This is a genomic window from Enterobacter sp. Bisph1 (genome assembly GCF_000814905.1).
Classification (GTDB): Bacteria; Pseudomonadota; Gammaproteobacteria; order Enterobacterales; family Enterobacteriaceae; genus Kosakonia.
This window is the reverse complement of the sequence record NZ_JXAG01000053.1, coordinates 14,084-35,591: the sequence shown is the minus strand read 5'-3', so window position 1 is coordinate 35,591 and position 21,508 is coordinate 14,084. Positions and strand designations below refer to the sequence as shown.

Genomic DNA, 21,508 nt, shown 5'->3' with positions numbered 1-21,508 from the left:
AGACGTCTTGGTAATTAGCGTGTGACTGACGATCCTGGCGAAAAAAGCGCGAAAAGAGAAGGGCGCGGACGGTGTAACAGCACTAACCGTCCGCTTAAACCGCAGAAAGTGTTAAATTCCGAGCGCGCGTTTTACCGCAGCGTGAGCGCCATCCGTCGTCAACTCTCGCCATGCCTGGTGAACGGCATCAACAAATTCAGGGCTGCTCGGCAGTTCACTGCCAAAGACCTCTTTCAGGGTTAACAGGGCCGTGACCCGCTCATTAACGCTACTGGTTTCGACAATCGCGCGGATTTTATCCGCCAGCGGATCGCGAATATCGATGACTTCACCCGCGTCATCCCTGCCGCTGACATAACGCATCCAGCCGGCAATACCCAGCGCCAGCAGCGGCCATGCAGTTTTACGCTCCAGATGAACACGTACGCCATCGAGCATACGCTGCGGCAGCTTCTGGCTGCCGTCCATGGCGATTTGCCAGGTGCGGTGCTTCAGCGCCGGGTTAGAAAATCGCTCAATCAGGCTGTTGGCATAAGCGGTAAGGTCAACCCCCTGAATGCGCAGCGTCGGGGCCTGCTCGTCCAGCATCAGGCGGCGCACCGCCGAGCGAAACGCCTCATCCTGCATACAATCACTGATATGCGCGAAGCCCGCCAGATAACCGAGATAAGCCAGAAACGAGTGGCTACCGTTGAGCATGCGTAACTTCATCTGCTCCCAGGGCTGCACATCCTGCACCAGCTGTACGCCCGCCACTTCCCACTCGGGACGGCCGGCGACAAAATTATCCTCTATTACCCATTGGATAAACGGCTCGCAGCTAATCGCGCAGGGATCGAATACGCCCAGCAGGTCAGCGATTTCCGCCAGCGATTCGTCCGTTGCCGCCGGCACGATACGATCGACCATCGTAGAGGGGAAAGTAACATGCTCTGCTATCCACTGTGCCAGCTCCGCAGAGCGGGTTTGCGCCATACCCAGCACGGCGTTTTTTACAATATGTCCATTATCGGGAATATTATCGCAGGAGAGCACGGTAAACGGCGCCAGCCCGCGAGCGCGGCGGCGGGAAAGGGCTTCCACCAGAATACCGGGTGCGGAATGCGGTTCGTCAGGATGTTTAAGATCGTGGGCAATACGCGGCTGGCTGAGATCCAGTTTGCCGCTGGCCGGATCGATGCAGTAGCCTTTTTCGGTAATGGTCAGGGAAACAATCGCCACCTGCGGTTCACAGAATTTTTCAATAATGGCGGGCAGTGAATCGAGCTTAGCGTTGAGGCATTCATTGACTGCGCCAATAATAATCGGCTGATTGCCCGCCGCCCCTTTTTCCAGCACGGTATATAAATGGTCTTGTTCACGCAGCTGCGCCATTAAGACATCGCCGCTGAACAGGCTGATTTCGCAAATGCCCCAGTCGCCGCCTTGCGCATTCAGCACCCGATCCGTCAGTAGCGCCTGATGCGCACGATGGAAAGCGCCAAAACCAAAATGGACAATGCGCGAGCGCAGTTGAGCGCGGTCATAACTGGGCTGCTGTACCGTGGCGGGAAGTGTGACCGAGGCGATTGTTTTCATCTATATACACCTGATTAACCAATAATTAACAAGATGCAGTGTAAAGTTATATGACAGCAAAAAGAATTGGTATGCCGTAATTATCCGGGGAATGTGAGCTGGATCAATCATTGTGGTGGGAAGATTTGACCGTTATCGTTAAGCATGTATGGTAGTCGTCATGATGTAATATGCATTGGTATAACAACTTTGTAGAGGGTAAGGCAATGGAACAAACCTGGCGTTGGTATGGACCGAACGATCCGGTATCGCTTGATGATGTGCGTCAGGCAGGCGCAACAGGTGTCGTGACCGCACTGCACCATATTCCGAACGGCCAGGTGTGGCCGGTGGAAGAGATCAAGGCGCGTCAGGCGCTGCTGGCGGAAAAAGGGCTGGTCTGGTCGGTGGTAGAAAGTATTCCGGTGCATGAAGAGATTAAAACCCACACCGGGCAGTACGATACCTGGATTGCCAATTATCAGCAAAGCATCCGCAACCTGGCGGCCTGCGGTATTGATACCGTCTGCTACAACTTTATGCCGATCCTCGACTGGACGCGTACCGATCTCGAATATGAGCTGCCGGACGGCTCCAAAGCGCTGCGTTTTGACCAGATCGCTTTCGCCGCTTTCGAGCTGCATATTCTGAAGCGCAAAGGTGCCGAAGCCGATTACAGCGACGAAGAACAGCGTCAGGCGCAGGCGTACTTTAACGCCATGAGCGAAGCGGAAGTGGAAAAGCTGACGCGCAATATTATTGCCGGTTTGCCGGGCGCTGAAGAGGGTTACACCCTTGAGCAGTTCCACGCCCGTCTTGCTGAATATGACGGTATCGACAAAGCGCAGCTGCGTGAAAACATGGCCTACTTCCTGCGCGCTATCGTACCGGTGGCCCAGCAAGTGGGCGTGCGAATGGCGGTGCATCCGGACGATCCGCCGCGCCCGATCCTCGGCCTGCCGCGTATTGTTTCGACTCTCGAAGATATGCAGTGGCTAAAAGAGGCGGTCGACAGCATCAATAACGGTTTCACTATGTGCACCGGCTCTTACGGCGTGCGTGCGGATAACGATTTAGTGCAGATGATCGAGACCTTTGGCGATCGCATTCACTTTACCCATCTGCGCTCAACCTGCCGCGAAGATAACCCGAAAACCTTCCATGAAGCGGCGCACCTGCAAGGCGATGTGGATATGGTGTCGGTGGTGGCCGCCATTCTGGGCGAAGAGCAGCGCCGTAAAAAAGCGGGCGATCTGCGTCCGATTCCGTTCCGCCCGGATCACGGCCATCAGATGCTGGACGATCTGCGCAAGAAAACCAACCCAGGCTATTCGGCGATCGGTCGTTTGAAAGGGATGGCGGAAGTGCGCGGCGTTGAGCTGGCGCTGAAAAAAACCGTGTTCCGCGACCTGCTCTGATAGGGTTCTGCGGAAAGTAAAAAGCCACTTCAGTTCACACTGAAGTGGCTTTTTTAATGCCTTGCCGTATTAGTCAGCGCGGCCCATATAGCGGCGCTCTTCGATATGAATACGGATTTTTTCGCCGGTGGTCAGATACTCGGGTACCTGCACCACCAGCCCGGTGGAAAGGGTTGCCGGTTTGGTACGGGAGCTGGCGGAAGCGCCTTTAATACCCGGTGCGGTTTCCACGATTTCCAGATCCACCGTCTGTGGCAGTTCCAGCGCCAGCAGCTGGCCATCCCACAGCAGAACCTGCATATCCGGCATGCCGCCTTCCGGGATAAACAGCAGTTCTTCTTCGATCTGCTCTTTATTAAAGGTATACGGCGTATAGTCTTCTTTATCCATAAACACGTATTCGTTGCCGTCAACATAAGAGAAGTCGACAAAACGACGGTTCAGGGTCACGGTATCAAGGATATCGTCGCCTTTAAAACGCTCTTCTACTTTCAGCCCGCTACGGACATCGGAAAAACGCATTTTGTAAAGGGTTGCCGCGCCGCGGGCGCTCGGTGACTGAATATCAATATCTTTCACAATCAGCAGTTTGCCGTTGTAATTCAGCACCATACCTTTTTTAATTTCGTTCGCTCTTGGCATTGCAAGGGTCCTGTAAATTGAAAATAACGAAAATATCGCGACAAACTACTCGCGAGGGCCTTTTCAGGCAAGTGGAATTGGAGAGTTTTGCGTTCACTGGATAAAAGATGGTAGCTTGCCCCTCTACGCGCAGCCCGCGCGCCTGATTAAAGAGAGTTTCTATGGAATGCCGCCCGGACTGCGGAGCCTGCTGTACCGCCCCGTCCATCAGTAGCCCGATCCCCGGCATGCCCAACGGTAAACCGGCCAATACTCCCTGCGTTCAGCTTGACGAACAACAGCGCTGCAAAATATTTACCTCGCCGCTGCGCCCGAAAGTGTGCGCCAGTCTGCAGCCGGACCGCGAGATGTGCGGGACAAACCGCGAACAGGCGCTCGTCTATCTGCTCGACCTTGAACGCCAAACCGCGCCTTAACTATCTCTGATACGGCTGAGACAGACTTGCGTGGCGAGCGTCATCGCCCGCGCTATCCAGAACACCGTATTCTAGCGCCAGCTCTCCGCCGCCACGCCGGTCACTGAACCGGCGATAATCCAGCCAGCGCGCATGGTATGAGTATAAAGGGTGGTCGCAGAACCCGCCTGGCCGGGCATCAGATCCTGCAAACAGAGCATGCCGATATAGATAGCATTTAGCGGCTGCAAGGCAAGCAGCATCGGCGATTCTGCCGTCAGCACTCCAGCAAAGATAAGATCCCCGCCACGCCGTTTAAACCTCAATAAATTAAAACTGTATTTCAACTATTGCCTTAAGGCTGATGGATGCTGAACGTTAAAAGCTGAAGGAATATTTTGCTTCAGCAAATGAGCCGTACGTGCTGACGAAATGTGCAGTACCTCAAAATTCTGTGATGAGAATTAAGAGAATTCTTGCTAGCGGAATAAAAAAGGTGAAGACTTCTTGAAACGTTTCAGCGTCATCACGTTATGTCTGAACAGCGTCGGTGGCGAATTATTTCCCAGCAAAGCTGAAACGATTCAATTCAGCGAGAGAGGGTCACATGTTCCAGTTATCCGTTCAGGACATTCATCCCGGCCAGCAGGCCGGTAATAAAGAAGAGGCCATCCGCCAGATAGCCGCAGCACTGGCGCAGGCAGGTAACGTCGCCGACGGTTATGTCGACGGCATGCTGGCGCGCGAAGGGCAAACCTCAACCTATCTCGGTAATGGCATCGCCATTCCTCACGGTACCACCGACACGCGCGACCAGGTGCTGAAAACCGGGGTAAAAGTTTTCCAGTTCCCGCAGGGCATTCTATGGAGCGAAGGCCAGGTGGCTTATGTCGCCATCGGTATCGCCGCCAGCTCCGATGAACATCTTGGTCTGCTGCGTCAGCTGACCCATGTGCTGAGCGATGATTCCGTTGCCGCCCAGCTGCAATCCGCCACCACAGCTGAAGAGCTGCGCGCGTTGCTGATGGGCGAAAAGCAGGGCGCTTCTCTGAAACTCGATAACGAAACTTTAACCCTCGATGTTGCCGCCAGCGACCTGATCACCCTACAGGCGCTGAACGCTGCGCGCCTGAAAGAAGCGGGTGCCGTTGACGCTGCCTATGTTACCCGCGCGATTAACGAAAAACCGCTGAACCTGGGTCAAGGCATCTGGCTGAACGACAGTGCTGAAGGCAACCTGCTCAGCGCCGTCGCCGTAAGCCGTGCGGCAAGCTCGTTTGAAGTGGACGGCGAACGTGCCGCGCTGCTGGTTAGCGTGGCGATGGTTGATGAGCAGCCGGTTTCGGTACTCAAGCGCCTGAGCGAACTGCTGCTGAACAATAAAGGCGGCCTGCTGGTGGATGCGGATGCCGCTACCTTGCTGGCGCTGCTGACCAGCGACGATGCCGTGGCTGAAGATGTGCTGAGCGCCGAGTTTGTGGTGCGTAACGAGCACGGTTTACACGCGCGTCCGGGCACTATGCTGGTGAATACCATTAAGCAGTTCAACAGTGAAATTACCGTGACCAATCTTGATGGCAGCGGTAAACCGGCTAACGGCCGCAGCCTGATGAAAGTGGTCGCGCTCGGCGTGAAAAAAGGACACCGTCTGCGTTTCACCGCCCAGGGCGATGATGCGGAACAGGCGCTGAAAGCGATTGGCGAAGCAATTGCCGCCGGTCTCGGGGAGGGAGCATAAATGAGCAGACGCGTAGCAACAATTACCCTTAATCCAGCCTACGATCTGGTGGGGTTCACGCCGGAGATTGAACGCGGCGAAGTCAATCTCGTACGCACCACCGGCCTGCATGCGGCCGGGAAAGGGATCAACGTCGCGAAAGTGCTGAAAGATCTCGGCATCGATGTGACGGTGGGCGGTTTCCTGGGTAAAGACAATCAGGATGGTTTTCAGCAACTGTTCAGCGAGCTGGGCATTGCTAACCGTTTCCAGGTGGTGCAGGGGCGTACCCGCATCAACGTCAAGCTGACGGAAAAAGACGGTGAAGTCACCGATTTCAACTTCTCCGGTTTTGAAGTGACGCCTGCCGACTGGGAGCGTTTTGTTAACGACTCGCTGACCTGGCTTGGTCAGTTCGATATGGTTTGCGTCAGCGGCAGCCTGCCGTCCGGCGTCAGCCCGGAAGCCTTTACCGACTGGATGACGCGCCTGCGTAGCCAGTGCCCGTGCATTATTTTCGACAGCAGCCGTGACGCGCTGGTCGCAGGTCTGAAAGCCGCGCCGTGGCTGGTGAAACCCAACCGCCGCGAGCTGGAAATCTGGGCGGGCCGCAAATTGCCAGACTTGAAGGACGTTATTGAAGCCGCTCACGCCCTTCGCGAACAGGGGATCGCCCACGTGGTGATTTCGCTGGGCGCAGAAGGGGCGTTGTGGGTTAACGCTTCGGGTGAATGGATTGCCAAACCGCCGTCAATGGAAGTGGTAAGCACCGTTGGCGCAGGGGATTCAATGGTTGGCGGGCTGATTTATGGCCTGCTGATGCGTGAATCCAGTGAACATACATTACGCCTGGCCACCGCTGTTGCTGCACTGGCGGTAAGTCAGAGTAACGTAGGGATTACCGACCGTACCCAGTTAGCCGCGATGATGGCGCGTGTTGACTTAAAACCCTTCAACTAACAGCAGGAGAGGCATAATGAAAACGCTGCTGATTATAGACGCTGAACTCGGGCAGGCTCGCGCGTATATGGCGAAAACCTTGCTGGGCGCGGCGGCGCAGAAAGCAAATTTGCAATTTATTGATAACCCTGGCGAAGCTGAACTGGCGATCGTTTTGGGGCGTCAAGTACCTGCCGACAGCGCGCTGGACGGCAAAAGAGTGTGGTTGGGCGATATTAATCGCGCCGTTGCGCATCCGGAACTGTTCCTGAGCGAAGCGAAAAACCACGCTGCAGCCTATGTCGCGCCTGCTGTCTCGACGGTCGTTCCCGCCAGCGCAGGCCCGAAACGCATCGTGGCGATCACCGCTTGCCCGACGGGTGTTGCACACACCTTTATGGCGGCGGAATCCATTGAAACCGAAGCTAAAAAACGTGGCTGGTGGGTAAAAGTTGAAACCCGTGGCTCCGTCGGGGCTGGCAATGCCATTACCGCAGAAGAGGTGGCACAGGCGGATCTGGTGGTGGTTGCCGCCGACATCGAAGTGGATCTGGCGAAATTTGCCGGTAAGCCGATGTACCGCACCTCAACGGGCCTCGCGCTGAAGAAAACGGCGCAGGAACTGGATAAAGCCGTTGCTGAGGCGAAACCTTATCAGCCGTCGGGCAAAGGGGCTTCTGACGCTGCGGAAGGTAAAAAAGAGAGCGCGGGCGCTTACCGTCATCTGCTGACCGGTGTCTCCTATATGCTGCCGATGGTGGTCGCAGGCGGTCTGTTGATTGCGCTCTCCTTTGCCTTTGGGATTACCGCATTTAAAGAAGAAGGGACGCTGGCGGCGGCGCTGATGAAAATCGGCGGCGGTTCAGCTTTCGCCCTGATGGTGCCGGTGCTGGCCGGCTTTATCGCCTTCTCCATCGCTGACCGTCCGGGTCTGACGCCGGGCCTTATCGGCGGCATGCTGGCGGTCAGCACCGGTTCCGGTTTTATTGGCGGTATCATCGCCGGCTTCCTCGCGGGTTATCTGGCGAAAGGTATCAGTAAAGGCCTGAAGCTGCCGCAAAGTATGGAAGCGCTGAAACCGATTCTGATCATTCCGCTGGTCTCCAGCCTGATAGTCGGCTTAGCGATGATTTACCTGATCGGTACGCCGGTAGCGAAAATCCTTGCCGGTTTGACCTCCTGGCTGCAAACCATGGGCACGGCTAACGCCGTTCTGCTGGGCGCAATCCTCGGCGGCATGATGTGTACCGATATGGGTGGTCCGGTGAACAAAGCGGCCTACGCTTTCGGTGTCGGTCTGCTGAGTAGCCAGGCGTACGCACCGATGGCGGCGATTATGGCAGCCGGTATGGTGCCGCCGCTGGCGATGGGTCTGGCGACGCTTGTTGCCCGCAACAAGTTTGACAAAGGTCAGCGTGAAGGCGGTAAAGCGGCGCTGGTGCTGGGCCTGTGCTTTATCTCCGAAGGGGCTATCCCGTTCGCGGCCCGCGATCCGATGCGTGTTCTGCCGTGCTGTATCGCCGGGGGCGCGCTGACGGGCGCCATCTCCATGGCGATTGGCGCAAAACTGATGGCACCGCACGGTGGTCTGTTTGTCCTGCTGATCCCAGGCGCTATCACGCCGGTACTGGGTTACCTGTTCGCAATCGTGGCGGGTACGCTGGTGGCAGGTCTGGCGTATGCCTTCCTGAAACGCCCGGAAAACGAAGCCGTAGCGAAAGTTGCATAATGTCCTGACTGAGAAAGACGAAGGGCCGCATCGCGGCCCTTTTTTTATACTTTGTGCAGTAAGGGAAGGGGTTCAGGCAGGGGTTTCAACGTACTGCTGGGCTTTCAGCCAGGCAATCTCTTCGCCCCAGATATCCGGGTTAATGGTTTCCAGAATCATCGGAATGCCGTCGAAACGCTCATCGCGCATGATCCAGCGAAACGCGTCATGACCAATATTGCCTTCGCCGAGGCTGTGATGACGGTCAACCCGGCTGCCAAAGCCACTTTTTGCGTCATTCAAATGCATGCCGCGTAAGTACTGAAAACCGACTATGCGTTCGAACTCCGTAAAGGTCTCCGCCGTGGCCTGTTCGCTGCGTAAATCATAGCCAGCGGCAAAGGCGTGGCAGGTATCGATACAGACGCCGACGCGGGATTTGTCTTCCACCCCGTCAATGATGGCCGCCAGATGCTCAAACTTAAAGCCGAGGTTGCTGCCCTGACCGGCAGTATTTTCAATCACCGCGGTGACGCCTTGCGTCTGCGCCAGCGCAATGTTGATGGATTCGGCGATTCGCGCCAGACATTTATCTTCATCAATTTGCATCAGATGGCTGCCCGGATGGAAGTTCAGCAGCGTCAGCCCCAGTTGCTGGCAGCGGGCCAGTTCATCGACAAACGCCTCGCGGGATTTTTCCAGCGCCTCGCTCACCGGATGGCCTAGGTTTATCAGATAACTGTCGTGGGGCAGGATCTGACCGGGGGTGAAATGGTGTTGTTCGCAGGCGGCTTTAAACGCGTCGATGGTCTCTGTGCTCAGGGGCGCGGCGCGCCACTGACGCTGGTTTTTGGTAAACAGCGCAAACGCAGTGGCACCAATTTCAGCCGCTCGAATAGCGGCATTGGCTACGCCGCCGGAGGCGCTGACATGCGCACCAATGTATTTCATAAACACTCCTGTAAAACCCGCCGGGGGAAAGCGCCCATCATAGCGGGTCTACAGGGAAGAGATGTAGTGGTTTATGCCATCAGGTGATGAACCGCCAGGTTAATTGCGCCGCCGCCAACAATCAGCCAAACAAACAGCAGCAATCCCATAATCATCGGTTTGGCCCCGGCGTTTTTCAGCGCGCTGACGTGAGTGGTTAATCCCAGCGCCGCCATCGCCATCGCCAGCAGCAGCGTATCCAGCGTGTTCAGCATGTTGACCACGTTTGTTGGTAACAGGTGAAAGGAGTTAAACACCGCTATCGCGACAAAACCGAGTGCAAACCACGGAATGGTGAGTTTACTTTTCTCGCCGCTATCCTGCGGGCTAAGTTGTTTTACGCGCGCCGCCAGTAGCAATAAAAACGGTGCCAGCATCATCACGCGCAGCATTTTTGCAATCACCGCCGCATCCTCGGTTTCCGGGCTAATGGCATGCCCGGCGGCAACCACCTGCGCCACTTCATGCACCGTTGAACCCACCCAAATTCCGTAGGTTTCCGGGCCGAACCACTGGGCCAGCAGCGGGTAAAGCGCCGGATAGATAAAGATCGCCAGCGTACCGAAAATCACTACCGTGGCGACGGCCACAGTGACTTTACTGGCCTGTGCTTTAACTACCGGCTCGGTCGCCAGTACCGCCGCCGCACCGCAAATACTGCTGCCCGCGCCAATCAGCCAACTGGTCTGTTTATCCAGGCCAAAGACTTTCTGCCCGAGAAAACAGGCCAGCATAAAGGTGCTTGAAAGCGTCAGCACATCAATGATTACGCCGCTGACGCCGACGTCAGCAATTTGCGAAAAGGTCAGGCGAAAGCCATACAGGATAATCCCAAGGCGTAACAGATGCTGCTTGGCGAACAGCACGCCGCCGTCACAATGGGCGTGCCATGCCGGATAAAAGGTATTGCCGAGAACCATACCGATAAGGATCGCCAGCGTTAAGGCGCTCAGGCCCAAACCCGCTACTGACGGGATCGCCCCCAGCCACAGCGCCGCGACGGTAATCAAGCCGGTCAGCAGCAAGCCGGGGATAAAATGCCAGGCCGGATGGCGTCGAGTGTGTACTGTGATGTCAGTCATAACCTTCTCCTCTTAACGATGAAAAGGGTAAAGGGGACTGGCTTAAAGGTAAAATTGATTATATGTTTATAACCAATCTCTATAAGTGGTAAGCGAACGGTTATGCATATTACATTACGCCAGCTGGAAGTTTTTGCTGAAGTGCTGAAAAGCGGCTCCACCACCCAGGCCTCGCAGCGCCTCGCGCTCTCTCAGTCTGCCGTTAGCGCCGCGCTGACGGATCTGGAAGGACAGCTCGGCGTGCAGCTGTTCGATCGCGTCGGCAAACGCCTGGTGGTTAATGAACATGGCCGTTTGCTCTATCCCCGCGCCCTGGCGGCGCTGGAGCAGGCGACGGAAATCGAGCAGCTGTTTCGCGAAGAGAATGGCGCTATCCGCGTGTTTGCCAGTAGCACCATTGGCAACTACATCTTGCCGGAGGTGATTGCCCATTATCGCCGGGATTTCCCCGATCTGCCGCTTGAGCTGAGCGTCGGCAACAGCCTGGACGTGATTAACGCCGTTGCGGATTTTCGCGTCGACATCGGCCTGATTGAAGGCCCGTGCCATACCGCCGAAATTATCGCCGAGCCGTGGCTGGAAGATGAGCTGGTAGTTTTCGCGCCGCCATCGTCTGCGCTGTTGCACGGGCGTGTCACGCTGGAGCAGCTGGCCGCCGCGCCGTGGATCCTGCGCGAACGCGGTTCCGGCACGCGGGAAATTGTCGACTATTTACTGCTGTCGCATTTGCCGCAGTTTCGTCTCGGCATGGAACTGGGTAATTCGGAAGCCATTAAACACGCGGTTCGCCATGGCCTGGGCATCAGCTGCCTGTCGCGGCGGGTGATTGCCGAACAGCTGGAGACCGGCAGCCTGGTCGAAGTGCCGATCCCACTGCCCCGGCTGGTGCGTACGCTGTGGCGCATCCATCATCGGCAAAAGCATCTCTCCAGCGCCTTAAACCGCTTTATCCGCTACTGTGACATTTGATTTCACGGCAGTATTGGCTCTGTATTGCTGGCGACGAACCCCGGCCCACTACAGCGTTGAAACGGGGCAGGTTAGTGAAATAGCCTGTCCCGGTAAACCTGGCGCGGGAAGTGTGTCAGCCTGCACTGATGCGAAAATCCCAGCAGACGGGGTGACATAAGCGCTAACTGCCACATCCCAGCCTGAAGACCTCCTTTCGTTCCCACTCACCTCATAATTTTGTTTACAGATTCGCAACATTTATCATTCACTGCTTTACTTATAATCCGCAGGCGATCATGAAGGTCTCTAATAAGAGGCGTTTTATGCCGGAAGGCCTGCGTTTCGTTTGCTACAATCGCGCCTCATTTTTTGTATGGATAGCATTTTCTTATGGTTTCCGAAACTAAAACCACAGAAGCGCCCACGCTTCGTCGAGAACTCAAGGCACGTCATCTGACGATGATTGCCATTGGCGGCTCCATCGGAACAGGCCTGTTTGTCGCTTCAGGGGCGACCATCTCCTCCGCTGGCCCCGGCGGCGCACTATTCTCTTATATCCTGATTGGCCTGATGGTCTATTTCCTGATGACCAGTCTGGGCGAACTGGCGGCGTATATGCCGGTTTCCGGTTCATTCTCCACCTATGGGCAGAAATACGTGGAAGAGGGCTTCGGCTTCGCGCTGGGCTGGAACTACTGGTACAACTGGGCGGTCACTATCGCCGTTGACCTTGTTGCCTCGCAGCTGGTGATGACCTGGTGGTTCCCGGATACGCCGGGCTGGATCTGGAGCGCGCTGTTCCTCGCGGTTATTTTCCTGCTGAACTACATCTCGGTGAAAGGCTTTGGCGAAGCGGAATATTGGTTCTCGCTGATTAAAGTCGCCACCGTCATCATCTTTATTGTGGTTGGCGTGATGATGATTTTCGGTATTTTCCAGGGCGAAAAACCGACCGGCTGGAGCAACTGGGCGATAGGCGATGCGCCGTTTGCCGGCGGCTTCTCGGCGATGATTGGCGTGGCGATGATCGTCGGCTTCTCCTTCCAGGGAACCGAGCTTATCGGTATCGCGGCGGGTGAATCGGAAGACCCGGAAAAGAACATTCCGCGCGCGGTGCGTCAGGTGTTCTGGCGTATTCTGCTGTTCTATGTGTTCGCCATCTTAATCATCAGCCTGATTATTCCTTATACGGATCCGAGCCTGCTGCGTAATGATGTGAAAGACATTAGCGTCAGCCCGTTCACGCTGGTGTTCCAGCATGCGGGACTGCTCTCGGCGGCGGCGGTAATGAATGCCGTTATTCTGACCGCCGTGCTGTCGGCGGGTAACTCCGGTATGTATGCCTCGACGCGTATGCTCTACACGCTGGCGTGCGATGGCAAAGCGCCGCGCATTTTCTCCAGACTGTCGAAAGGCGGCGTACCGCGTAACGCGCTATATGCCACTACGGTGATTGCCGGGCTGTGCTTCCTGACGTCGATGTTTGGTAATCAGACCGTTTACTTATGGCTGCTGAATACTTCCGGGATGACGGGCTTTATCGCCTGGCTGGGGATTGCTATCAGCCACTATCGTTTCCGTCGCGGCTATGTGGCCCAGGGCCGTTCGTTGGATGACCTGCCGTACCGCTCAGGGTTCTTCCCGCTGGGACCGATTTTTGCCTTTGTGCTGTGTCTGATAATCACCCTTGGGCAGAATTATCAGGCCTTCCTCGCAGATACCATTGACTGGGGCGCGGTCGCGGCCACCTATATCGGGATCCCGCTGTTCCTTATTATCTGGTTGGGGTATAAATGGACCAAAGGCACTCGTTTCGTACGCTATAGCGAAATGGAGTTTCCAGAACGATTTACCAAGTAAATTCACTCTTTAGCCCTCCGTCCGGAGGGTTTTTTTTGCGCTTAATTCTGCCCCGGCGGTTACGCTGCCGGGGCGGGGATTACTTCAGCAGATACTGCGCATGGAAGCGCAAATGATCTTCAATAAACGCGGCAATAAAGAAGTAACTGTGATCGTAGCCGGACTGAATGCGCAGCGTCAGCGGCCAGGATTTCTGCCGCGCCACTTCCGCCAGCCGCGCGGGCTGCAGCTGATCGGCGAGGAACTGATCGCTATCGCCCTGATCGATAAGCGTTGGAACAGCCTCTTGCTCACTGCTTTCCAGCATCAAGGCGCAGCTGTCCCATTCCCGCCACAGCCGGGTATCGTCCCCCAGATAAGCACTAAACGCTTTTTGTCCCCACGGTACCTGCATCGGGTTAACGATGGGGGCAAAGGCGGAAACGCTGGTATAGCGACCCGGATTTTTTAGCGCCATGATGAGCGCGCCATGTCCGCCCATCGAATGGCCGCTGATGGCACGGCGATCGCAGACGTTGAATTGTGACTCGATAAGCTGCGGCAATTCATCGCGCAGATACTCATACATACGGTAATGATCGGCCCACGGCTGCTGCGTGGCGTTAAGATAGAACCCTGCACCTTTACCCAGATCGTAACTGTCAGCATCGGCCACTTGATCACCGCGCGGGCTGGTATCCGGCATCACCAGCACAATCCCCAACTCGGCGGCCACGCGCTGCGCGCCGGCTTTGGTGGTGAAGTTTTCATCGTTACAGGTCAGGCCCGACAGCCAGTACAGCACCGGCGGCGGTGCGTCGCTGTATTGCGGCGGTAAAAAGAGGCTAAAGGTCATTGTGCAGTTCAGCACGCTGGAGTCATGTCGCCAGCGCTGCTGCCAGCCTTCAAAACAGCGGTGCTCTTCAAGCATTTCCATGCGGGGCTCCTTGGTAATGTACATCAATGATGTCGATAACATTTTGTCATCATACAGCCTATTGCCGCTCCTCTCTAACTTTTGCTTCCGCATAAAACCAACATGCTGCATCATAAATATAACTTTATATTAACAATTCTGGAGGGCAGGGATGGCGCGACGTGTGGCGCTGTGCGGGTTTATGGTGCTGGTGGTGGCGATGGGGATCGGACGTTTTGCCTTTACGCCACAGGTGCCCCTCATGATCCGCGATAGCCAACTTACGCTCACCAGCGCAGGCCTGGTGGCGGCGCTGAACTACCTTGGCTATCTGCTTGGCGCATGGGATGCCATGCGCGCGCGACGGCACATAGAAGTGCGTCTGTGGTTGGGGATTAGCGGCGCGGTGGCGCTGACCTTCCTCTCTGCATTAGCGGATAATGCATTGGTGCATGGCCTGCTGCGTCTGGTCATCGGCGCGATGAGTGGCTGGGCGATGGTGCTGATTGCCGCCTGGACCAATGAGCGGCTGGCACACGCCGGAAAACCGGGCCTCAGCGCGGCGGTGTTTGCCGGCCCCGGCGCGGGCATTGCCCTGAGCGGATTATTGGCGGTGGCGATTCAGGCTAAAGGTTTAAGCGCCGGGTCTGGCTGGCAGGTTTATGGCGTACTGGCACTACTGCTGGTTGCGCTGGTTGCCCGCTATTTGCCGCGCCCGGGCGAATGGCACCGGCCGGGGGAAAAGATGCAGCCGCTGCCGCTAACGGGCAATCTGAAACGGCTGGTGTGGAGCTATAGCCTTGCCGGATTCGGTTATATTTTACCGGCCACGTTCCTGTCACAAATGGCGGCGCTGCGCTTTCCTGGCAGTCTGTTTGCCCAGTTTGTCTGGCCGGTGTTTGGTGCCGCGTCGGTGGTGGGTATTGGCTTAAGTATACTGCTGCGTCACGTTGGGCACAGCCATCAGCGGCTGGCGCTGGTGCTGTGGCTGCAGGGCGCAGGCGTACTGGCGGCGTGGCTGCTGCCCGGTTTCAGCGGGCTGGTGTGTGGTGCGCTGCTGGTCGGCGGCGGTTTTCTCTGTGCGGTACAGCTTTCGCTACTGTATGGGCGCGAGCTCGCGCCAAACCATACGCGCTATATGGCCGGGTTATTGACCACCGGTTATGCGATGGGGCAACTTGTCGGGCCGATGACCTCGGCGCTCTCCACCTGGCTTACGCAGCGGCTGGAACCGGCCCTTGGCGTGGCGGCATTTGCTCTGCTCATTGGCGGGTTATTAGTGTGGAAACCCAGGCCTTGAAAGGCGGCGGCGATTAGAATAATTATCATCAGTGGACTGGATTATGTGCGCAAGCTCACGCACAATGTTCCCTCGCTTTGCGTTAATCACGCGAGGTTCGCCCCACCTGCAGGAGAATAAAAAAATATGCCATCACTCAGTAAAGAAGCGGCGCTGGTACATGAGGCCCTGGTTGCTCACGGTCTTGAAACACCGCTGCGTCCTCCCGTACAAATGGATAATGAAAGCCGAAAACGTCTTATTGCCGGGCATATGACCGAAATTATGCAGCTGCTGAATCTCGATTTGAGTGATGACAGCCTGATGGAAACGCCGCACCGCATCGCCAAAATGTATGTCGATGAGATCTTCTCCGGCCTGGATTACGCGAATTTCCCAAAAATCACCGTTATTGAAAACAAAATGAAGGTCGACGAGATGGTAACGGTGCGCGATATCACCCTCACCAGCACCTGCGAACACCATTTCGTCACCATCGACGGTAAAGCCACCGTCGCTTATATCCCGAAAAGCTCGGTGATTGGGCTGTCGAAAATCAACCGAATTGTACAGTTCTTCGCCCAGCGCCCGCAGGTGCAGGAGCGCCTGACGCAGCAGATCCTTATTGCGCTGCAAACGCTGCTCGACACCAAAAATGTCGCCGTCTCGATTGATGCGGTGCACTACTGCGTGAAAGCGCGCGGCATCCGCGATGCCACCAGCGCCACCACCACTACTTCCCTCGGTGGGTTGTTTAAATCGAGTCAGAATACCCGCCAGGAGTTCCTGCGCGCCCTCCGTCACCTTAGCTAATACGCTGGAGCCGCCGACATGGAAAGAAATGTCACGCTGGATTTTGTTCGTGGCATCGCCATTCTCGGCATTCTGCTGCTCAATATCACCGCCTTTGCTCTGCCGAAGGCGGCGTATCTGAATCCTGCCTGGTATGGCGATATTACCGCCTCCGATGCGTGGACCTGGGCGCTGCTCGATCTTTTTGCCCAGGTCAAATTCCTCTCGCTGTTCGCCCTGTTGTTCGGCGCAGGCCTGCAGATGCTGCTGCCGCGCGGCAAGCGTTGGATCCAGTCGCGTCTGACGCTGCTGGTGCTGCTGGGTTTTATCCACGGCCTCTTTTTCTGGGATGGCGACATTCTGCTGGCGTACGGGCTGGTCGGGCTGATTGCCTGGCGCATGGTGCGCGATGCCCAGAGCGTGAAGGGGATGTTTAATACCGGCGTGGTGCTCTATCTGATAGGCATTGCCGTGCTGCTGGTACTGGGGGGCATTTCCGGCACGCAGCCGAACCGCTCCTGGCTACCCGATGCGGCTAATGTGCAGTATGAAAGCTGGTGGCGAACCAGCGGCAGCGTGATGGAAGCGGTCAGCTACCGCGCGGATATGCTCGGAAATGCGCTGCTGGCGCTCGGGGCACAATATGGCTGGCAACTGGCCGGGCTGATGCTAATTGGCGCAGCATTGATGCGCAGCGGCTGGTTGAAAGGGCAGTTTAGTCTGCGTCATTACCGACGCACGGGTGCGCTGCTGATTACTGTCGGACTTTTGATCAACCTTCCGGCGGTGATTGCCCAATGGCAGCTCGGCTGGTCGTTTCGCTGGTGCGCTTTCTTTCTGCAAGCGCCGCGCGAGCTGGGCGCACCCTTGCAGGCGGTGGGCTACGCTGCGTTAGCCTGGGGTTTCTGGCCGCAGATCTGCGGGTATAGACTGGTTAATGCCATTGCCTGCGTCGGGCGCATGGCGCTGACCAATTACCTGCTGCAAACGCTGATTTGCATCACCTTGTTTAACCATTTCGGTCTGTTTATGAAATTCGACCGTCTGCAGCTGCTGGCGTTTGTTCCCGCGGTTTGGGTAGTCAATCTCCTCTTCTCCCTGTGGTGGCTCAGACTTTTTCGTCAAGGGCCAGTGGAGTGGCTGTGGCGGCAATTAACCGCCCGTGCGTCGCGCAACGCATTACCTCGTACATCCAGATAACGATCTGGATCACAATCATTAACAAAACGGATGTAACCGTTTCCATTGATGTGATGTGACTCACGCAGCAATAGCCCACCGACTGACAGAATAGCCTCCTTATATTACGCAGGGGGTGCCTGTGAACTGCCGCAATTCAGAAAAGGTGGGTACAAATGATCACCATTCGTGACGTTGCCCGTCATGCGAGCGTCTCGGTGGCGACGGTTTCTCGCGTGCTCAATAACAGCGCGCTGGTGAGCCCGGAAACCCGTGACACGGTGATGAAAGCGGTCGCTCAGCTGGGCTACCGGCCAAATGCCAATGCCCAGGCGCTGGCGACGCAGGTCAGCGACACCATTGGCGTCGTGGTGATGGACGTCTCGGATGCCTTTTTCGGTGCGCTGGTTAAAGCGGTGGATACCGTCGCCCAGCAGCATCAAAAATATGTGCTTATCGGCAACAGCTACCATGAAGCGGAAAAAGAGCGTCACGCCATTGAGGTGTTGATACGTCAGCGCTGTAATGCCTTGATTGTTCACTCAAAAGCATTAAGCGATGAGGAACTGGCGGGCTTTATGGAGCAGATCCCCGGCATGGTGTTGATTAACCGGCTGGTGCCGGGTTACGCTCACCGCTGCGTCTGCCTTGATAACGTCAGCGGTGCGGTCATGGCCACGCGCATGCTGCTGAATAACGGCCATCAGCGCATTGGTTATCTGGCCTCGAGCCATCGCATTGAGGATAACGATATGCGCCGCGAAGGCTGGTTCCGCGCACTCGAAGAGCAGGGGATTATCGCCCCGGAAAGCTGGGTCGGCACCGGTTCGCCGGATATGCAAGGCGGTGAGGCGGCCATGGTTGAGCTGCTGGGACGTAACCTGCAACTGACAGCGGTGTTCGCCTATAACGACAGCATGGCGGCAGGGGCGCTGACGGCGCTGAAAGATAACGGCATTGCGGTGCCGCAGCATTTATCGCTGATTGGTTTCGACGATATCCCTATTGCCCGTTACACCGATCCGCAGTTGACCACGGTGCGTTATCCGGTGGCATCCATGGCGCGGCTGGCGACGGAGCTGGCGTTGCAGGGGGCCGCAGGTACGCAGGATCCTGAGGCGACGCACTGTTTTATGCCCACCTTAGTGCGCCGTCATTCCGTTACCGTGCGGCAAACTGTGGCTCCGATCACTAACTTTTAAAATCCATCGATGTAACCGTTTTCAATCTGTGAGTAAATTCACAGTATCTTAACAAGGTGCTGACTATGATGTCAGCGTTTTAGCAGCTGAAACACGATGTAACAGCGAACATTCACTTTCACTATAAGTGAACGCTTTAAAGCATCGGATAAAGCGAATTCTGGAGCGTTACCCGGACACGGACGAATGGATTTTTAGAGTGAACTTCGGTCGGCAGTAACGTTCTTGCAACAACTAGCCCGCCGAGCATTATTCACAAGAACTACCCTGCATTTAATAAAAACCGGAGATACCATGAATAAGAAGGTGTTGACTCTGTCTGCTGTTATGGCAAGCATGCTTTTCGGCGCTGCTGCACACGCAGCGGATACCCGCATTGGTGTGACCATTTATAAATATGACGACAACTTTATGTCCGTTGTCCGTAAGGCTATCGAAAAAGACGCTAAAGCAGCGCCGGATGTACAGCTGCTGATGAATGACTCGCAGAATGACCAATCCAAACAGAACGATCAGATCGACGTCCTGCTGGCGAAAGGCGTAAAAGCACTGGCGATCAACCTGGTTGACCCGGCAGCGGCAGGCACCGTGATTGAGAAAGCGCGTGGCCAGAACGTTCCGGTTGTGTTCTTCAACAAAGAACCTTCCCGTAAGGCGCTGGATAGCTACGATAAAGCATTTTACGTGGGTACCGATTCTAAAGAGTCCGGCGTGATTCAGGGCGACCTGATTGCCAAACACTGGGCGGCAAACCAGGGCTGGGATCTGAACAAAGATGGTCAGATTCAGTTCGTCCTGCTGAAAGGCGAACCGGGCCACCCGGATGCTGAAGCGCGTACCACTTACGTTATCAAAGAGCTGAACGACAAAGGCATCAAAACTCAGCAGCTGGCTCTGGATACGGCAATGTGGGACACCGCACAGGCGAAAGACAAAATGGACGCCTGGCTCTCTGGCCCGAACGCTAACAAAATCGAAGTGGTTATCGCCAACAACGACGCAATGGCTATGGGCGCGGTTGAAGCGCTGAAAGCGCACAACAAATCCTCTATTCCGGTATTTGGTGTCGATGCGCTGCCAGAAGCGCTGGCACTGGTGAAATCCGGCGCAATGGCCGGTACCGTGCTGAACGATGCTAACAACCAGGCCAAAGCCAGCTTTGATTTGGCGAAAAACCTGGCGGAAGGTAAAGGCGCGGCAGACGGCACCAACTGGAAAATCGACAACAAAGTTGTGCGTATTCCTTACGTCGGCGTAGATAAAGACAACCTGGCTGAAATCGCCGGTAAATAATATAAGCAGCATGTTCTCATTGGGCGCAACGACTGTTGCGCCCTAATAATACGATATGCCAGGCCAACAAGGTATAATTATGGTCAGCAATAATACTCAGTCGTCAGGTGAATTCTTGTTGGAAATGAGCAATATCAACAAGTCTTTTCCAGGCGTAAAGGCACTCGATAATGTCAATTTGAAAGTCCGTCCGCACTCTATCCATGCATTAATGGGGGAGAACGGCGCGGGGAAATCTACATTATTAAAATGTCTTTTTGGGATCTATCAAAAAGATTCCGGCAGCATTCTTTTTCAGGGAAAAGAGATCGATTTCCACTCGGCTAAAGAAGCACTGGAAAATGGTATTTCGATGGTTCACCAGGAACTCAACCTGGTGCTGCAGCGTTCCGTGATGGACAATATGTGGCTGGGTCGCTACCCGACCAAAGGCGTATTTGTCGATCAAGAGAAAATGTTCCGCGATACCAAAGCCATTTTTGATGAGCTGGATATTGATATTGATCCAAAAGCGCGCGTAGGAACGCTTTCTGTCTCGCAAATGCAGATGATCGAAATCGCTAAGGCGTTTTCCTATGACGCTAAAATCGTTATTATGGATGAGCCCACTTCTTCGCTGACTGAAAAAGAAGTGAATCATCTTTTTAAAATTATTCGTAAATTAAAAGAGCGCGGCTGCGGTATTGTTTATATCTCCCATAAAATGGAAGAGATATTCCAGCTGTGCGATGAAATTACTATCCTGCGCGACGGCCAGTGGATTGCCACCCAGCCGCTGGAAGGGCTGGATATGGATAAGATCATCTCCATGATGGTTGGCCGCTCGCTGAACCAGCGCTTCCCGGACAAGCACAACGTACCGGGCGAAACCATTCTTGAAGTGCGCAATCTCACCTCACTGCGCCAGCCCTCGATCCGCGATATCTCCTTTGATTTGCGCAAAGGCGAAATTCTCGGTATTGCCGGTCTGGTTGGGGCGAAACGTACCGACATCGTAGAAACATTATTTGGCATTCGTGAAAAATCAGCCGGCACCATTAAGCTTCATGGCAAAGTGATTAATAACCACAATGCGAATGAGGCAATTAATAATGGGTTTGCGCTGGTCACTGAAGAGCGCCGTTCCACCGGTATTTATGCTTATCTGGATATCGGTTTTAACTCATTAATCTCCAATATTCAGAATTACAAGAACAAGGTCGGCCTGCTGGATAACAGCCGCATGAAAAGCGATACCCAATGGGTTATTGACTCCATGCGTGTGAAAACGCCGGGCCACCGTACGCAAATCGGATCCCTTTCCGGTGGTAACCAACAAAAAGTCATTATCGGCCGTTGGTTATTAACACAGCCAGAAATTTTAATGCTCGATGAGCCGACCCGCGGTATTGACGTTGGAGCTAAGTTTGAAATTTACCAACTGATTGCTGAACTGGCGAAAAAGAACAAGGGGATAATTATTATTTCCTCTGAAATGCCTGAGTTGTTAGGCATCACTGACCGTATTCTGGTAATGAGCAATGGCCTTGTTTCCGGGATTGTTGATACTAAAACGACAACGCAAAACGAAATACTCCGTCTTGCGTCTTTGCACCTTTAAGATCAGGGG

Annotated in this window: 18 protein-coding genes and 1 pseudogene; 13 read left to right on the top strand and 6 right to left on the bottom strand. The window is 55.2% G+C overall.

The features are described 5' to 3' along the window. Window positions 1-111 precede the first annotated feature (111 nt). A complete protein-coding gene (locus RW65_RS20575) occupies window positions 112-1,578 on the bottom strand; it encodes a mannitol dehydrogenase family protein (RefSeq protein ID WP_039058710.1) in 1,467 nt (488 codons plus the stop codon). Window positions 1,579-1,784: 206 nt separating this feature from the next. Between RW65_RS20575 and uxuA the strand changes: the two genes are divergently transcribed. After that, window positions 1,785-2,975: a mannonate dehydratase gene (gene uxuA / locus RW65_RS20570; protein WP_039058709.1), complete on the top strand. Its 1,191-nt coding sequence runs from the start codon at window positions 1,785-1,787 to the stop codon at window positions 2,973-2,975. 69 nt (window positions 2,976-3,044) lie between these two features. Here the strand turns inward: uxuA and yeiP are convergent, their stop codons facing one another. Beyond that, entirely contained in the window at window positions 3,045-3,617 is a 573-nt protein-coding gene (yeiP, locus tag RW65_RS20565) for an elongation factor P-like protein YeiP (protein ID WP_039058708.1), read from the bottom strand. A 161-nt stretch (window positions 3,618-3,778) separates the two neighbouring features. Here yeiP and RW65_RS20560 point away from each other — a divergent pair, with 161 nt between their 5' ends. Then, window positions 3,779-4,033 carry a YkgJ family cysteine cluster protein gene (locus RW65_RS20560; RefSeq protein WP_039058707.1) on the top strand — a complete coding sequence of 85 codons (255 nt, stop codon included), beginning with the start codon at window positions 3,779-3,781 and terminating at the stop codon, window positions 4,031-4,033. On the opposite strand, the pseudogene RW65_RS22490 reads toward RW65_RS20560, so the two are convergent. Then, window positions 4,030-4,341 (bottom strand): annotated as a pseudogene (locus RW65_RS22490) (MFS transporter); the annotation flags it as partial. The gene RW65_RS20560 and the pseudogene RW65_RS22490 sit on opposite strands and share 4 nt — an antisense overlap. A 278-nt stretch (window positions 4,342-4,619) precedes the next feature. Here RW65_RS22490 and fruB point away from each other — a divergent pair. The 3 genes from fruB to fruA are packed head-to-tail and all read left to right on the top strand — an operon-like array spanning window position 4,620 to window position 8,397. Then, window positions 4,620-5,750, top strand: a complete 1,131-nt coding sequence (gene fruB / locus RW65_RS20555) for a fused PTS fructose transporter subunit IIA/HPr protein (RefSeq protein ID WP_039058706.1) — start codon at window positions 4,620-4,622, stop codon at window positions 5,748-5,750. Beyond that, a complete protein-coding gene (gene fruK, locus RW65_RS20550) occupies window positions 5,751-6,689 on the top strand; it encodes a 1-phosphofructokinase (protein ID WP_017458530.1) in 939 nt (312 codons plus the stop codon). It abuts the gene before it with no gap. Window positions 6,690-6,705: 16 nt separating this feature from the next. After that, on the top strand, window positions 6,706-8,397 hold the full coding sequence (gene fruA, locus RW65_RS20545) for a PTS fructose transporter subunit IIBC (RefSeq protein WP_039058705.1): 1,692 nt from the start codon (window positions 6,706-6,708) through the stop codon (window positions 8,395-8,397). Window positions 8,398-8,469: 72 nt separating this feature from the next. Here fruA and nfo read toward each other — a convergent pair whose 3' ends face one another. Both nfo and RW65_RS20535 read right to left on the bottom strand, forming a co-directional pair. Then, the gene (gene nfo / locus RW65_RS20540) at window positions 8,470-9,327 is read right to left on the bottom strand and encodes a deoxyribonuclease IV (RefSeq protein ID WP_039058704.1); all 858 of its coding nucleotides are present in this window, start codon (window positions 9,325-9,327) and stop codon (window positions 8,470-8,472) included. Between the two features lie 71 nt (window positions 9,328-9,398). Then, entirely contained in the window at window positions 9,399-10,448 is a 1,050-nt protein-coding gene (locus RW65_RS20535; RefSeq protein WP_039058703.1) for a YeiH family putative sulfate export transporter, read from the bottom strand. 102 nt (window positions 10,449-10,550) lie between these two features. Here RW65_RS20535 and yieE point away from each other — a divergent pair, with 102 nt between their 5' ends. Beyond that, window positions 10,551-11,417: a DNA-binding transcriptional regulator YeiE gene (yieE, locus tag RW65_RS20530; protein WP_039058702.1), complete on the top strand. Its 867-nt coding sequence runs from the start codon at window positions 10,551-10,553 to the stop codon at window positions 11,415-11,417. Window positions 11,418-11,789: 372 nt separating this feature from the next. Beyond that, complete coding sequence (locus RW65_RS20525; protein ID WP_039058701.1) at window positions 11,790-13,259, top strand: amino acid permease; 1,470 nt, start codon at window positions 11,790-11,792, stop codon at window positions 13,257-13,259. Window positions 13,260-13,338: 79 nt separating this feature from the next. On the opposite strand, the gene fghA is transcribed toward RW65_RS20525, so the two are convergent. Next, window positions 13,339-14,175, bottom strand: coding sequence for an S-formylglutathione hydrolase (gene fghA, locus RW65_RS20520; RefSeq protein WP_039058700.1), 837 nt, complete (start codon window positions 14,173-14,175; stop codon window positions 13,339-13,341). A gap of 151 nt (window positions 14,176-14,326) precedes the next feature. Here fghA and RW65_RS20515 point away from each other — a divergent pair, with 151 nt between their 5' ends. The 6 genes from RW65_RS20515 to mglA all read left to right on the top strand — a co-directional run bounded on the left by RW65_RS20515 (window position 14,327) and on the right by mglA (window position 21,499). Further along, a complete protein-coding gene (locus tag RW65_RS20515) occupies window positions 14,327-15,454 on the top strand; it encodes a YbfB/YjiJ family MFS transporter (protein ID WP_039058699.1) in 1,128 nt (375 codons plus the stop codon). Window positions 15,455-15,580: 126 nt separating this feature from the next. Beyond that, window positions 15,581-16,246 (top strand): GTP cyclohydrolase I FolE, encoded by a 666-nt coding sequence (folE, locus tag RW65_RS20510; RefSeq protein WP_039058698.1) that lies wholly within the window; start codon window positions 15,581-15,583, stop codon window positions 16,244-16,246. Window positions 16,247-16,264: 18 nt separating this feature from the next. After that, the gene (gene yeiB, locus RW65_RS20505; RefSeq protein WP_039058697.1) at window positions 16,265-17,425 is read left to right on the top strand and encodes a DUF418 domain-containing protein YeiB; all 1,161 of its coding nucleotides are present in this window, start codon (window positions 16,265-16,267) and stop codon (window positions 17,423-17,425) included. Between the two features lie 155 nt (window positions 17,426-17,580). Next, a complete protein-coding gene (gene galS, locus RW65_RS20500; protein ID WP_039058696.1) occupies window positions 17,581-18,606 on the top strand; it encodes an HTH-type transcriptional regulator GalS in 1,026 nt (341 codons plus the stop codon). A 294-nt stretch (window positions 18,607-18,900) separates the two neighbouring features. Next, complete coding sequence (gene mglB, locus RW65_RS20495) at window positions 18,901-19,899, top strand: galactose/glucose ABC transporter substrate-binding protein MglB (RefSeq protein WP_039058695.1); 999 nt, start codon at window positions 18,901-18,903, stop codon at window positions 19,897-19,899. 79 nt (window positions 19,900-19,978) lie between these two features. Next, the gene (gene mglA, locus RW65_RS20490) at window positions 19,979-21,499 is read left to right on the top strand and encodes a galactose/methyl galactoside ABC transporter ATP-binding protein MglA (RefSeq protein WP_039058694.1); all 1,521 of its coding nucleotides are present in this window, start codon (window positions 19,979-19,981) and stop codon (window positions 21,497-21,499) included. The last annotated feature ends 9 nt before the right edge of the window (window positions 21,500-21,508 follow it).

Excerpts from the sequence above, each read along its gene's own strand:
- RW65_RS20575 (WP_039058710.1), bottom strand. The coding sequence starts at position 1,578 with ATGAAAACAATCGCCTCGGTCACACTTCCCGCCACGGTACAGCAGCCC.
- uxuA (WP_039058709.1), top strand. The coding sequence starts at position 1,785 with ATGGAACAAACCTGGCGTTGGTATGGACCGAACGATCCGGTATCGCTT.
- yeiP (WP_039058708.1), bottom strand. The coding sequence starts at position 3,617 with ATGCCAAGAGCGAACGAAATTAAAAAAGGTATGGTGCTGAATTACAAC.
- RW65_RS20560 (WP_039058707.1), top strand. The coding sequence starts at position 3,779 with ATGGAATGCCGCCCGGACTGCGGAGCCTGCTGTACCGCCCCGTCCATC.
- fruB (WP_039058706.1), top strand. The coding sequence starts at position 4,620 with ATGTTCCAGTTATCCGTTCAGGACATTCATCCCGGCCAGCAGGCCGGT.
- fruK (WP_017458530.1), top strand. The coding sequence starts at position 5,751 with ATGAGCAGACGCGTAGCAACAATTACCCTTAATCCAGCCTACGATCTG.
- fruA (WP_039058705.1), top strand. The coding sequence starts at position 6,706 with ATGAAAACGCTGCTGATTATAGACGCTGAACTCGGGCAGGCTCGCGCG.
- nfo (WP_039058704.1), bottom strand. The coding sequence starts at position 9,327 with ATGAAATACATTGGTGCGCATGTCAGCGCCTCCGGCGGCGTAGCCAAT.
- RW65_RS20535 (WP_039058703.1), bottom strand. The coding sequence starts at position 10,448 with ATGACTGACATCACAGTACACACTCGACGCCATCCGGCCTGGCATTTT.
- yieE (WP_039058702.1), top strand. The coding sequence starts at position 10,551 with ATGCATATTACATTACGCCAGCTGGAAGTTTTTGCTGAAGTGCTGAAA.
- RW65_RS20525 (WP_039058701.1), top strand. The coding sequence starts at position 11,790 with ATGGTTTCCGAAACTAAAACCACAGAAGCGCCCACGCTTCGTCGAGAA.
- fghA (WP_039058700.1), bottom strand. The coding sequence starts at position 14,175 with ATGGAAATGCTTGAAGAGCACCGCTGTTTTGAAGGCTGGCAGCAGCGC.
- RW65_RS20515 (WP_039058699.1), top strand. The coding sequence starts at position 14,327 with ATGGCGCGACGTGTGGCGCTGTGCGGGTTTATGGTGCTGGTGGTGGCG.
- folE (WP_039058698.1), top strand. The coding sequence starts at position 15,581 with ATGCCATCACTCAGTAAAGAAGCGGCGCTGGTACATGAGGCCCTGGTT.
- yeiB (WP_039058697.1), top strand. The coding sequence starts at position 16,265 with ATGGAAAGAAATGTCACGCTGGATTTTGTTCGTGGCATCGCCATTCTC.
- galS (WP_039058696.1), top strand. The coding sequence starts at position 17,581 with ATGATCACCATTCGTGACGTTGCCCGTCATGCGAGCGTCTCGGTGGCG.
- mglB (WP_039058695.1), top strand. The coding sequence starts at position 18,901 with ATGAATAAGAAGGTGTTGACTCTGTCTGCTGTTATGGCAAGCATGCTT.
- mglA (WP_039058694.1), top strand. The coding sequence starts at position 19,979 with ATGGTCAGCAATAATACTCAGTCGTCAGGTGAATTCTTGTTGGAAATG.